This window comes from Curtobacterium sp. RM9 (assembly GCF_054956955.1).
Genome location: NZ_CM143271.1, coordinates 2,569,887 through 2,582,594, shown reverse-complemented (window position 1 = coordinate 2,582,594; position 12,708 = coordinate 2,569,887). Strand labels below are relative to the sequence as shown.

Below are 12,708 nucleotides of genomic sequence, written 5' to 3'. Positions count from 1 at the left end.
GTGACCGTGGCCGCGACGACGCGCACCAACTGGGCGGGGAACGTCACCTACCGTGCCTCCGCGCTGGAACGCCCCACCTCGGTGGCGGACCTGCAGCAGCTCGTCGCGGCCACGCCGCGCCTCACGGCGCTCGGGTCGACGCACTCGTTCAACGAGATCGCCGACACCGACGCCGTCCAGGTCACCCTGGCCGGCCTGCCGCCGGTGCTCGAGATCGACGCCGACCGACAGGTGGTCCGGGTCGCGGCCGGCATGACGCACGCGCAGGTGGCCACCGGTCTGGAGGCGCGGGGCTGGGCACTCGGGAACCTCGCCTCCCTGCCGCACATCTCCACCGCCGGCGCGGTCGCCACCGGCACGCACGGCTCCGGCGTCCGCAACCCGTCGCTCGCGCAGGCGGTGGTCGGCCTGGAGATCGTCCGCGCCGACGGTTCGCTCGCGGTCGTCGACGCCTCGTCGCCGGACGGCACCCTCGACGCGCACCGGGTGGCGCTCGGCGCGCTCGGGGTCGTCACCGCCGTCGAGCTCGCGATCGAACCGACGTACCAGGTCGCCACGACCGTGCACCTCGACCTGCCGTGGGACGCGGTGACCGCACACTTCGACGCGGTGATGTCGGACGCCTACTCGGTGTCGATGTTCACGTCCTTCGACGACCGTGGCGCCCGCCAGGTCTGGACGAAGCACCGCACCGACGAACCGGCGCCGTCCGTCGACCTCGTCGCGCTCGGTGCGCGTCGTGCCGACGGGCCGGTGCACCCGGGGGAGAACGAACCGGCCAGCGTGACCGAGCAGGGCGGCGTCCCCGGGCCCTGGGCCGAGCGGCTGCCGCACTTCCGGTCCTCCTTCTCGCCGTCGACCGGCGCGGAGATCCAGGCGGAGTACCTGATCCCGGCGGCACACGCCGTCGCCGCCCTCGAGGCGCTGCGACCGCTGGAGCCGTTCTTCGCACCGCTGCTCATCGCGGCCGAGGTCCGGACGATCGCGGCCGACACCGCCTGGCTCGCGCCCTCGTCCGGACGGCAGTCGGTCGGGCTGCACTTCACGTTCCGACGGGACGCCGTGGCCGTCGCGGCGGCGGTCGAGCGCATCGAGGAGGTGCTCGCGCCGTTCGACCCGCGCCCGCACTGGGGCAAGGTGTCGGTGGCGACCGTGGAGCGGCTGCGCGAGGCGTACCCGCGGCTCGACGACTTCGCGGCACTCGCGCGGGACCTCGACCCGACGGGGCGGTTCCGCAACGCGTTCCTGGCGCGGCTGCTGCGCTGAGCACCCCGGCGTCACCAGCGGTCCGGGCGCTCCCAGCGCTCTCCGACCTGTTCGGCGGCTGACGCACTGCCCCGTCGCCGAGTGCTCACATGTGTGATCACAAAGGTTGGGTCATGGCGAACCTCAACCGGATCCTCGGCATGGCCTCGAAGGTCATCGACAAGCAGATGCAGAAGCAGCGCGCGCAGGGGAACGGCGCCGCCACGAACCAGCGGTCCGCGGGCGGGAACGACTGGCGCGACGTCGTCCGGACGGCGGCGGACAAGCTGACCGGCGACGACCGGACGAAGCGGCCCGGCCGGCAGCCGCTGGCGCAGCAGCAGCGCCCGTACCCGCAGCAGCAGCGCCCGTACCCCGAGCACCACGGTCGCCTCGCGGCCCAGCACGGGCATGCCGATCCGGACGCGGTCGCCCTGGCGAAGTACGACTACCTGCTCCGTACCGCGCCGCCGGAGCGGCTCGAGCAGGTCCACCACGACGCCTTCGCGCGTCTGACCCCGGCGCAGCGGCAGCAGGTCCGCGACCGGCTCAACAGCGAGCTCCCGCCGCACGACTTCGTGCACTACGACTCCGCGGGCGGCATGGCCCGCGCGATGACCCGCGGCGAGGTGTCCCGCCCGGGGCTGATCCGCCGGGTGCTCGGCGGTTCCGGCCGGTCCGACGACGGCCGATCGGCTGGTCGGGGCGGAGCGTTCGCCGGCGGTGCGGCCGTCGGCGTCGGCGCGATGGCGGTCGGTGGGCTGGCCGCTGCGGTCGCCGGGGGTGCGGTGCTCAGCGCTGCTGCGGCGCCGGTCCTCGCGGGTGCCGCGGACCTCGGGGTCGACTTCGAGGGGATCGCGTCGGGCATGGGTGACCTGGGGGTCGGCGACCTGGCCGGGGGCGCGGAGGGGTTCCTCGGCGAGGGGGAGCAGGTCCTCGGCGGGCTCGGCGAGCAGGCCTCCGGGCTCGGGGAGCAGGCGTCGGGCCTGGGCGAGCAGGTGTCGGGCCTCGGCAACGACCTCCTCGGCGGGCTCTTCGACCGCTGACCGATCCGGGGTGGTCGGTGCGCCGGCCACGGGCACGCCCCCTCTTCCCCGCCCTGCCTCAGTCGGACAGGACCGGCGGCCGGTTCCCCTTCACCCGCTCCGCCGTCGCGAACACGGCCATCTCCTCCTGCACGAGCGCGAGCAGCCGGTCGGCCGAGGTCAGTCCGTCGTGCGGGCGCCGCACGACGGACAGCGGCGTCGTCGCGTGCTCGTCGGTCACGGGCACGTAGGTGACCCCGTCGAAGGCGTGCAGCGTGGAGACGTAGGGCATGAGGGACACCCCGAGCCCACACGCGATGGACGACAGCATCGCGACGTCGTCGAGCGAGTAGGTCCTCACCTGCGGTGAGAACCCGGCGCGGGTGCAGGCGGTGACGATGGCGTCGTACCCGGTGATGCCCTCGTCGCGGTGGAACAGCACGAACGGCTCGTTCCGCAGTTCGACGAGGTCGATCCGCTCCCGTGCGGCGAGCGGGTGCGCCGACGGCACCGCGGCGACGAGCGGCTCGTGCGCGACAAGGGTGAAGTCGACACCGTCCGGCGCCTCGGCGAGACGGCCGAACGCGAAGTCGACCCGCTGTTCGACCACGGCACGCTGCACGTGCGTGTCGAACAGTGTCATCAGCGAGACGCGGACCTCGGGGCGTTCTGCCATGAGCCGGGGCACGACGCGGGGGACCAGGCCGGCGAACGTCGACGAGATCGACGAGACGCGGAGCGGCACGACGGCGGTCGGCTCGTCGACCACCGAGGCCTCCACCTGCTCGGCGTGGTCGAGGAGCGCCTTCGCCTGGGCGATCAGCACCCGGCCCTGCGGGGTGAGCTCGGGGGCGCGTCGCTGCCCGCGCTCGAAGAGCGAGACGCCGAGGTCCCGCTCGAACCGCGACACGGACTGACTCAGCGCGGACTGGCTGACGCCGAGGCGCGCGGCCGCGTCCTTGAAGGAGAGGTCCTCGGCCACGGCGGTGAAGGCCCGGAGATCGCGCAGTTCCATGGGTCGATCGTTGCACGTTGCATCCACGGAATTGCGATTCCGGCGCGTAAACCTCGCGTTACTAAGTTATTACGAATGGTTTTTCTGGCTGTTGTGTCGCTTACGGTGATTTTGCCGCACCACCTCCCACCCCGACTCCCTCCCCGACACAGGAGACCCCATGCGACGCAGCACCTCTCGGAAGACCGCCCTCGTCGCGGTCGTGGCGACCCTCGCCCTCGGCCTCAGCGCCTGTTCCGCCACCTCTTCGGCCAGCTCCTCGTCGTCCGGCGACGACTACGGCACCCTCACCGCCGGCACCCTGAAGATCGGGACGCTGAGCGACGCCAAGCCGTACGCCTACACCGAGAACGGCAAGCTCACCGGCTTCGAGGTGGACATGGCGACCGCGATCGCGAAGCACCTCGACCTCAAGCCGGTGTTCGTCCAGCAGGAGTTCTCGACGCTCCTGCCGGCCGTCGCCGCCGGATCGCTCGACGTCGCAGCCGCGAGCACCTCGGTGACCCCGGAGCGGAAGAAGTCGGTCGACTTCTCCGACACCTACTTCATCGGCTACATCTCGATCATCACGCCCTCCGGCTCGACCATCACGAAGAAGGCCTCGTCCCTGAAGGGCAAGCGCCTCGGGCTCATGCAGGGCACGCTCGAGGACCAGTACGCGCAGGACCACTTCCCGGGCGTGCAGATCGTCCGGTACCCCGACAACAACGCCGCGAAGGCCGCCATGCAGGCCGGCAGCATCGACGCCGTGTTCCTCGACTACCCGATCGGGCAGGACTTCGTGGACAAGGACTCCTCGATCCAGATGCCGATCAACATCGAGCTCCCCGAGTACCCGGTGGCGATGAGCATGCACAAGGACAAGCCCGCGCTGAAGAAGGGGATCAACGCGGCGATCAAGGAGATCATCGCCTCGGGCGAATGGCTCGAGATCGAGCAGAAGTACTACCCGGACGCACCGGTCCCAGACCGGTTCCAGCCGACTGCGAAGTAGCCCGTCGTGGACCAGCTGCAGACGCTCCTGAAGTCCTTCTTCAACGTCCCGGACATGCTCGTGGTCCTGCCCGACATCCTCGGGTACGGCCTCTGGAACACCCTCCTCCTCGCCGCCGCGGCAACGGTCGTGGGCATCGTGATCGGCCTGGTGCTCGCCGCCATGGCGGTGTCGCGGAGCCGGGTGCTCCGCGTCCTCGCCGGCATCTACACCGACGTCTTCCGCGGACTCCCGGCGATCCTGACGATCCTCGTGCTCGGTCAGGGACTGGCACCGCTGTTCAACACCGTGACCAAGGGCAACCCGTACCCGCTCGGCATCCTCGCCCTGGGGCTCATCGCCGGCGCGTACATCGGTGAGATCTTCCGCTCGGGCATCCAGAGCATCGACAAGGGGCAGCTCGAGGCGGCCCGCGCGCTCGGCATGGGCTACGGACCGGCGATGCGCCTCGTCGTGATCCCGCAGGGCATCCGCCGGGTGCTCCCGGCGCTGGTGAACCAGTTCATCGCGATCGTCAAGGACTCCTCGCTGGTCTACTTCCTCGGTCTCGTGACCTCACAGCGCGAGCTGTTCCGCGTCGGCCAGGACGCGGCGGTGACCTACGCCAACCTCTCGCCGCTGGTCACCGCGGGCGTCTTCTACCTGCTCATCACCGTGCCGCTCACCCACCTGGTGAACGTCATCGACCGTCGCCTCCGCACCGGGCGGGCCGCCGTGGACAACGACGACGGCCGCGGCGCCGGCCCGGCCGGCTCCTCGGCGACCCCAACAACCGCTCCCGCCGGAGCCGTCACGATCGGACAGGACGGATGACGATGACCACCAACCAGCCGGGTGCCACCACCCCCGGCCTCGACACCGGGGTGACCGACCTCGTCGGCGACGTCCGCGGTGCCGGACTCGAGCTGCAGGGCATCACGAAGCGGTTCGGCCGCAACGAGGTCCTGCACGGCGTCGACCTCAGCGTCCGGCCCGGACACACCGTCTGCATCATCGGGCCGTCGGGCTCGGGCAAGTCCACCCTCCTGCGCTGCGTCAACCGCCTGGAGGAGCCGACCTCCGGCACGATCCTGCTCGACGGCGAGGACATGACCACCGCCGACCCCGACCGTCTCCGTGGTCGCGTCGGCATGGTCTTCCAGCACTTCAACCTCTTCCCGCACCGCACCGTGCTCGACAACCTCGTCCTGCCGCTCCGGAAGGTCCGTGGGCTCGACGCGGCCGAGGCCCGCGACCGCGCCGTGCGGTCGTTGGCGGACGTCGGGCTCGCCCACAAGCGGGACTTCCGGCCGTCGAGCCTGTCCGGCGGCCAGCAGCAACGGGTCGCGATCGCGCGAGCCCTGGCGATGCGACCGGAGGTCATGCTCTTCGACGAGGCCACCAGCGCGCTCGACCCGGAGCTCGTGAAGGAGGTCCTCGACCTCATGGCGGGGCTGGCGAAGGCCGGCATGACCATGGTGGTCGTGACCCACGAGATGGGCTTCGCCCGGCAGGCCGCGGACCACGTCGTGTTCATGGACGAGGGGCGGATCGTGGAGCAGGGCGAGGCGGCGACGCTGTTCGAGCACCCCTCCTCGGACCGGCTCGCCGGGTTCCTCTCGAAGGTCCTCTGATGTCGGCGGCGCCACGGGTCGCGGTCGTCGGCACGGGCACCATGGGCGCGATGACGCTCTGGCAGCTCGCCCGCCGCGGCGTCGCCGCCGTCGGGTACGACCGCTGGGCACCCGGGCACGCCTTCGGCGGTGCCGGCGGCGAGACGCGACTGTTCCGCAGTGCGTACGCGGAGGGTCCCGAGTACGTGCCGCTCCTGGCGGCGTCGCTGCTCGAGTGGCGCGCGCTCGAGGCCGAGTCCGGCCTCGGCCTGCTCGACCTGACGCGCGGGCTCATGGTCGGCCGTCCCGACGGCCGCTTCATGCGCGGGGTCCTCGCGTCCGTCACCGAGAACGACCTGCCCCACGAGGTGCTCACCGCCCAGGAGGCGCGTGGCCGGTTCCCGGAGACGGTCCTGACCGACGACGAGATCGCCGTGCTCGACGAACGCTCCGGCGTCCTGCGCGCGGAGGTGTCCGTCTCGGCCGCGGCGCGGGCGGCGGTCGACCGGGGCGCGGAGCTCCGGACCGGCGATCGGGTGGTCGCGGTCGAACCGGGCGCGGACGGCGTCACCGTCGTCACCGCGAGCGGTGACCGTGACCGGTTCGACCGGGTCGTGGTGGCCGCCGGCGCCTGGTCGAACCGGATGGACGGCATCGACCTGCCGCGCCTCGACGTGCAGTCCATCGCCGTGCACTGGTACCCAGTCCGGCACCCGGAGCGCTTCACGGCGGACCGGTTCCCCTTCGTCTGCCGCGACGCCGGCGTCGACTTCTGCGTCTGGCCGACCACCGACGGCGCCACCGTCAAGGTCGGGCTCGCGGCGGGCCTCGAGCACCTCGCCAGTGCCGACGACCTCGACCAGCGCATGCCCGACGACCTGGTGCCCGTCGTCGACGAGTACGTCCGACGCTACGTGCCCGACGCCGTACCCGCGGCCGTGCGGCACGCCGTGCAGGTCGACGCCTGGACCGCCGACCACGACTTCATCGTGGACACCGCCGACGACGACCGGGTCGTCGTGCTCGCCGGGTTCTCCGGCCACGGGTTCAAGATGTCGCCCGTGATCGGACGTGCCGCCACCGACCTGGCCCTCGACGGTGCCACGTCGCTGCCGGTCGCGCGGTTCCGCGCCGACCGCTTCGCCCGGAACCCGACCCTCCGATGACCCGGTTCGACGCCGAGGTCGGCGTGGTCGGGGTCGGGACGATGGGGGCGCTGACCATGTGGGAGCTCGCCCGCCGTGGCGTCCCGGCGATCGGCTTCGAGCAGTTCGCCCCGGGCCACGACCGGTCCGGCGCCGGGGGCGAGTCGCGGCTGTTCCGGACGGCGTACCTCGAGGGCAGCCACTACGTCCCCCTGCTCCGTCACTCCCGCCGGCTCTGGGAACGACTCGGAGCGGACACCGGCGTGCGCCTGCTGCACATGACCGGGGGACTCATGATCGGGTCGGAGGGCTCCGCCTTCCTCCAGGCCGTCGGCCGCTCTGTCGCCGAGCACGACATCGACCACGAGCTGCTCGACACCGACGCGCTCCGGAGCCGGTACCCGCAGCACGCGGTGCGCGCCGGGGACGTGGCCTACCTCGACCACGAGTCGGGCTACCTGCGGCCCGAGGTCGCCGTCGCCCTGGCCGCCAGCGAGGCCGAGCGCGCCGGCGGCACGATCCACCGGCGGGCGCGCGTCACCGAGGTCCGGATGACCGACGCCGCCGTCGAGGTGCACACCGGGGCGCGGGTGTTCCGCTTCCCGAAGCTCGTCGTCGCCGCCGGTGCCTGGACGTCCGCGCTCCTGCCCGGCATCACCCCGCTGCACGAGGTCATCCGGATCGTGATGACCTGGTTCGCGACCCGGACGCCCGAGCGCTTCACCGAGGACGTGTTCCCGGTCTTCGTCCGACAGTCCGACGGCTTCGACGTCTCCGGCTGGCCCTCCGTCGACGGCGCGACCGTCAAGATCGGCCTCAACAACGGCTGGGACCGCGTCGTCGATGCCGACCACCTCGACCGGACCGTCCCCGACGGCTTGTTCGACGAGGTCCGCGAGGCCGTCCGCACCCTCGTGCCCGGGGTCGTGCCGGAGGTCGTCCGCGCCGGCGTGTACATGGACGCCTACACCGCCGACCACGACGCCTTCGTCGGACCGCTCGACCGGGACGACCGTGTGACCGTGCTCGGCGGCTTCTCCGGCCACGGGTTCAAGCTCGCGCCGGCCGTGGGCACCGTCGCCGCCGACCTCGCCACCACCGGACGGACGGACCTGCCCGTCGACTTCCTCCGCCCGTCCCGCTTCGCCACCAACGAGACGGCCGCCGACCGCCTGCGCTTCGGCCGTCGCCCGCTCCGCTGACCGCACCCCTCGAGAGGAACCACCATGGACACCATCACCACCGACGTCGTCGTCGTCGGACTCGGCGCCTTCGGGTCCGCCGCGCTCTGGCGTCTCGCCGCGAGGGGGGTCGACGTCGTCGGCGTGGACCGGTACGGGCTCGGCCACCACATGGGCTCGTCGCACGGCGCCACCCGCCTGTTCCGCATCGCCTGCCAGGAGCACCCCGGCCTGACCCCGATCGCCCAGAAGTCGCTCGAGCTGTGGACCGCACTCGGCGCAGCGGACGGCGAGACCTACGTCCGGCAGACCGGGTGCCTGTCGAGCGGTTCGCCGACCTCCCGTCCGGTGGCGGGCGTCACCGAGGCCGCCGCCCGCGCCGGCCTGGACGTCCGGCACCTCGACCACGACGCGCTCCTCGCCGCGTACCCGCAGTACGGCGGCACCGCACCCGAGACCGTCGGCGTGCTCGACCCCGGCGCGGGCATCTGCTACCCCGAGAAGAACGTCCGTGCCCAGGGCGAGGCCGCGATCGCGCTCGGCGCCCGGGTCCTCACCGACACCCGTGTGACCGGGATCGACCTGGTCGACGGCGGCGTCCGGGTCATCACCCCGACCGTCGTCATCGAGGCGGCGCAGGCCGTCGTCGCCGCCGGTGCCTGGAACGGCAAGCTCCTGCCGGGGCTACCGCTCCGGCCGCGCCGCACGCCGCTGTACTGGTTCGCACCCCGGGCCGACGCCGACGTCTCGTTCGACCTCGCCGACTTCCCGGCGTTCATCCACGAGCTGCCCGACGGCCGGCACCTCTGGGGCCACGGCTCGGACGAGGACTACCTCGTGAAGATCGGCATGGAGGACTCCGGGGCGAACTTCTCCGACACCGACGCCGACACCGTCGACCGCTACATCCACCCGCGCGACGACATCGAGCAGCTCTCGGCGTGGGTCGCGGACGCCTTCCCGCAGCTCGACCCCGTCCCGGTCGCCGCGATCCCGTGCATGGTGACGAACTCGCCGGACGGGCAGTTCCTGGTCGGCCGCCCGGACGGCGACCCCCGGCTCGTGGTGGCCGGCGGCGACCACGGACACGGCTTCAAGCACGCGGCCGGCGTGGGCGAACTGCTCGCGCAGATCACCGTCGGCGAGACGCCCTACACGGACGTCGACTTCCTCGACCCGGACCGCTTCACGAACGGCACCGTCTCGGCCGAGGGGACCATGCACGTCGGGTCGGCCGCGCCGGTGCCCGCGTGAGCACGGACCGGCCGGTCGCGCTGGTCACGGGCGCGTCGCGGGGCATCGGCCTCGCGATCGCCCGTGACCTCGCCCGGACCCACCGGGTGGTCGCGGGGGCACGGACCGCCGAGGCGCTCGCCGTCCTCCGGTCGGAGGTGCCCGACCTCGAGCTGTTCGTGTGCGACGTCGGCGATGCGGACTCGGTCGCGGCGGCCGTGGGGGCCCTCGCCCCGGACCGGATCGACGTGCTCGTGCACTCCGCGGGGATCGCCGACGAGCGCCCGTTCGACACCTTCACCCGCGACGACTGGCGCCGGTCGTTCGAGGTCAACGTCTTCGGCGTCGCGGACCTGACGGCGCGACTGCTCCCGGCGCTCCGGGCGGCGCGGGGGACCGTCGTGTTCCTGAACTCCGGGTCGGGGATGTTCTCGTACCCGGACGGGGCGGTCTACTCCGGGACGAAGTTCGCACTCCGGACGATGGCCGACTGCCTCCGCGAGGAGGAGCGGGACGCCGGCGTGCGGATCGTGTCCGTGCACCCCGGGTTCGTCGACACCGACATGGCGCGGACGATCCGTCGGGAGGCCGGCCGCGAGGGCCCCGACGAGTCCTACGTCCGCCCGGAGACGATCGCGGCGGGGGTCCGGGTCGCCGTGGACGCCCCGCACGAGGCGCAGTTCGAGACGGTCACGATCCGGCCCACCGTCCGCGCCTGACCTCCGGTCGGCGGCGCGCTCACTCCCGGCGGACGAGTGCGTCGCCGACGGTGCTGCGGTAGTACAGCACCGCACGGCCGTACCGGGTCCGGTTGAGCAGCCCGCCCCGCTCCATCACGCGGAGGTGCTGGTTGACCGCCGACGTCGTCACCCCGAACCGCATCGCGAGGTCGGTCGACGACGCCGGTTCGCCGAGCGCCTCGAGGAGCGCCGCGCGGGTGGCACCGAGCAGTCCCCGCACGGCGCCCGCGTCCGGGTGCGAGGCCGTGGCCCACATCGCGCCCTGCCCGCGGGCCGGGTACATCACGGTCGGCGGCAGGTCGTCGTCGATCGGCGTCGACGCCCGCACGACGAACACCGACGGCACGAGGGTCACCCCCTCGCCCTGCACGGGACGGTCGCGGGCGATCGGGCTGTGCAACCGGACGTCGAGGTGGGCGCCGTCGAAGCGCACCGACTCGGACAGGCCGTCCAGCACCGCGCCGACGCCCTCGTGCGCGGCGATCCGGCCGCGGTGCGTCACGTCGGCCTGCAGCACCCGGCGCATGCGCGGCCAGTAGGGCGCGAAGCACAGGTCCCAGGTCGTCGCCAGTGCCCGTTGCAGCCGTTCGACGACGTCCTCGTGCCTGCCGACGAACGCATCCGGGACGCTGCCGTGCACCCGTTCGAGGTCCGTGCGGAGCCGCTCGGGCCGGATCCGCCCGAGCGTGCGGAGCTCGTCGTCGAAGGAGGTCAGCGGTGACGCCGGCCGCGGGTTGACGAAGTCGGCCACCCACCGGCGCTCGTCGACGAGCCCGGCGAGTACCGGCCGGTCGAGCAGGGGGAGCACCCCGGCGATGCGCTGGAGCCAGGGGCGCTGCAGGGGGTACCGGTCCGGCGAACGGAACGCCCGGAGCCCCAGACCGAGCTCGGACAGCGGCGAGATCCCGAACCGCACCGCGGACACGTCTGCCGGGTCGAGGCGGTACCGGATCATGAAGCCCAACGCTACATCCGTTCGACCCGGCACCGGAGGGGTGGGAGAACAGCTGGGTGAGCACCACCGCGCAGCAGGTCCCCCTCCGCACCCTCGTCCGGCGGGACGCGACCCTGCGACGCCTGCTCACGGTCACGCTCGTCGACACACTCGGCCGTGGCGCCTTCTTCACGCTGACCTCGCTCTACCTCATCACGATCGTCGGCATCCCGGCCGTCGCGGTCGGGCTCGGGCTCACGGTGGCCGGGGCGGTCGGCGTCGCGTCCTCGCTCGTGTTCGGCCACCTCGCGGACCGCGTCAGTGCCCGACGGATGCTCGTGTGGCTGCATCTCGTGCAGGGGCTGGCACTCATCAGCTACGTCCTCGTGCACGACCTCGCCACACTCGTCGTCACCGCCTCGGTCGTGACGCTGGCGCAGCAGGGCGGCGGCTCGGTCCGCGGCGCCGCGGTCGGCCGGGCGTTCCCCGGTTCCGAGCGCGTCCGGGTGCGCGCCACGATGCGGACGGTCACGAACGTCGGCATCGGCGTCGGCACCGCCCTCGCCGCGATCCCACTCGCGATCGGCACGGGCGAGGCCTACCGGGTCACGATGGTGCTCTCCGGCGCGCTGTTCCTCGCGTCGGCGCTGCTCGTCGCCGGGCTGTCGGCGGACCGCGTCGACGCGCCGCCCGCCGACCGCACGGACACCGGCACGATCGTCCGGCGCGAGCCCGCAGGCCGGAGCCCGTACCGCGACCTGCGCTTCCTCGCCGTCACCGCCCTCACCGGCCTGTTCGGCATGCAGTTCGGCCTGTTCGAGATCGGCGTGCCGATCTGGGTCGTGCAGCACACGGTCGCGCCGGACGTGCTGGTGTCGCCGCTGCTGCTGGTGAACACCGTGATCGTCGTCCTGCTGCAGGTCCGGCTCAGCCGGGGGACCGACACCGTCGCCGGCGCCGCGCGGGTCATGCGGCACGCCGGGTGGATCATGGCGCTCGCATGCGGGCTGTGGGCCGCCGCGGGCTGGGTCCGCGGCGGTGACTGGCTCCCGGCGGCGACCGCGGCCGCGGTGCTCGTCGTCGCGGCGGTCGCGCACTCGCTCGCCGAGATCACCTCGAGCGCGGCGGGCTGGGCGCTGAGCTTCGAGCTGGCTCCGGCCGACCGGGTCGGGGCCTACCAGGGCGTCTACGGCACCGGGTACGCGGTCGCGGCGATGATCGCGCCGACGGTCGTGACGCTCACGGCCGTCGACCTCGGGACCGTCGGTTGGGGGATCCTCGCCGTCGTGTTCCTCGGCGCCGCCCTCGGCGTCGGTGCGATCGCCGGACGTGCCGCCCGCCCGACGACCGCCGCCTGACGGCGCCACCCCGCGCGCGGGACGTGCCGCCCGCACGACGGCAGCCGCCTGACGGCGCCGCCCCGCGCCTCCCGACCGGGAATACCCGCCGGACCGCCGCGTTGACCTGTTGCGTCCTGCAATGTTGCGTTGCGTGTCGTCCGGACCCCGCGGGGTTCGGACGCGCGGCCCGCCCGGTGTCAGGATGGACCGCCCGGTCTCCCAGGCGCGCGCACGACCGCCCACCGGCGGACACGAACCCCACCC

12 protein-coding genes are annotated in these 12,708 nt (G+C 73.0%); 10 read left to right on the top strand and 2 right to left on the bottom strand.

All coding sequences use genetic code 11. The annotated features are described in order from the left end of the window. Nucleotides 1–6 precede the first annotated feature (6 nt). Entirely contained in the window at nt 7–1,266 is a 1,260-nt protein-coding gene (locus ACY3FI_RS12240; protein WP_462547816.1) for a D-arabinono-1,4-lactone oxidase, read from the top strand. Nucleotides 1,267–1,379: 113 nt separating this feature from the next. After that, the gene (locus tag ACY3FI_RS12235) at nt 1,380–2,291 is read left to right on the top strand and encodes a cation-transporting ATPase (protein WP_462547815.1); all 912 of its coding nucleotides are present in this window, start codon (nt 1,380–1,382) and stop codon (nt 2,289–2,291) included. Nucleotides 2,292–2,349: 58 nt separating this feature from the next. Here the strand turns inward: ACY3FI_RS12235 and ACY3FI_RS12230 are convergent, their stop codons facing one another. Further along, on the bottom strand, nt 2,350–3,285 hold the full coding sequence (locus tag ACY3FI_RS12230) for a LysR family transcriptional regulator (RefSeq protein ID WP_462547814.1): 936 nt from the start codon (nt 3,283–3,285) through the stop codon (nt 2,350–2,352). A 160-nt stretch (nt 3,286–3,445) separates the two neighbouring features. Between ACY3FI_RS12230 and ACY3FI_RS12225 the strand changes: the two genes are divergently transcribed. Genes ACY3FI_RS12225 through ACY3FI_RS12195 form a run of 7 tightly spaced genes read left to right on the top strand, consistent with a single transcriptional unit; the run spans nt 3,446 to nt 10,149 of the window. Then, the gene (locus ACY3FI_RS12225; RefSeq protein ID WP_462547813.1) at nt 3,446–4,279 is read left to right on the top strand and encodes an ABC transporter substrate-binding protein; all 834 of its coding nucleotides are present in this window, start codon (nt 3,446–3,448) and stop codon (nt 4,277–4,279) included. Between the two features lie 6 nt (nt 4,280–4,285). Beyond that, nucleotides 4,286–5,092 (top strand): amino acid ABC transporter permease, encoded by an 807-nt coding sequence (locus ACY3FI_RS12220; RefSeq protein WP_462547812.1) that lies wholly within the window; start codon nt 4,286–4,288, stop codon nt 5,090–5,092. Next, nucleotides 5,089–5,892, top strand: coding sequence for an amino acid ABC transporter ATP-binding protein (locus ACY3FI_RS12215; RefSeq protein ID WP_462547811.1), 804 nt, complete (start codon nt 5,089–5,091; stop codon nt 5,890–5,892). The genes ACY3FI_RS12220 and ACY3FI_RS12215 overlap by 4 nt, the downstream gene beginning before the upstream one ends. Further along, nucleotides 5,892–7,037 (top strand): N-methyl-L-tryptophan oxidase, encoded by a 1,146-nt coding sequence (gene solA / locus ACY3FI_RS12210; protein ID WP_462547810.1) that lies wholly within the window; start codon nt 5,892–5,894, stop codon nt 7,035–7,037. Before ACY3FI_RS12215 ends, solA (ACY3FI_RS12210) begins: the two co-directional genes overlap by 1 nt. Further along, nucleotides 7,034–8,218 carry an N-methyl-L-tryptophan oxidase gene (gene solA, locus ACY3FI_RS12205; protein ID WP_462547809.1) on the top strand — a complete coding sequence of 395 codons (1,185 nt, stop codon included), beginning with the start codon at nt 7,034–7,036 and terminating at the stop codon, nt 8,216–8,218. Before solA (ACY3FI_RS12210) ends, solA (ACY3FI_RS12205) begins: the two co-directional genes overlap by 4 nt. A gap of 24 nt (nt 8,219–8,242) precedes the next feature. After that, the gene (gene solA / locus ACY3FI_RS12200; protein WP_462547808.1) at nt 8,243–9,451 is read left to right on the top strand and encodes an N-methyl-L-tryptophan oxidase; all 1,209 of its coding nucleotides are present in this window, start codon (nt 8,243–8,245) and stop codon (nt 9,449–9,451) included. Next, a complete protein-coding gene (locus tag ACY3FI_RS12195; RefSeq protein WP_462547807.1) occupies nt 9,448–10,149 on the top strand; it encodes an SDR family oxidoreductase in 702 nt (233 codons plus the stop codon). Before solA (ACY3FI_RS12200) ends, ACY3FI_RS12195 begins: the two co-directional genes overlap by 4 nt. Nucleotides 10,150–10,168: 19 nt before the next feature. Here the strand turns inward: ACY3FI_RS12195 and ACY3FI_RS12190 are convergent, their stop codons facing one another. Then, nucleotides 10,169–11,125: an ArsR/SmtB family transcription factor gene (locus ACY3FI_RS12190; RefSeq protein WP_462547806.1), complete on the bottom strand. Its 957-nt coding sequence runs from the start codon at nt 11,123–11,125 to the stop codon at nt 10,169–10,171. A gap of 56 nt (nt 11,126–11,181) precedes the next feature. Here ACY3FI_RS12190 and ACY3FI_RS12185 point away from each other — a divergent pair, with 56 nt between their 5' ends. Further along, nucleotides 11,182–12,462 carry an MFS transporter gene (locus ACY3FI_RS12185; RefSeq protein ID WP_462547805.1) on the top strand — a complete coding sequence of 427 codons (1,281 nt, stop codon included), beginning with the start codon at nt 11,182–11,184 and terminating at the stop codon, nt 12,460–12,462. The last annotated feature ends 246 nt before the right edge of the window (nt 12,463–12,708 follow it).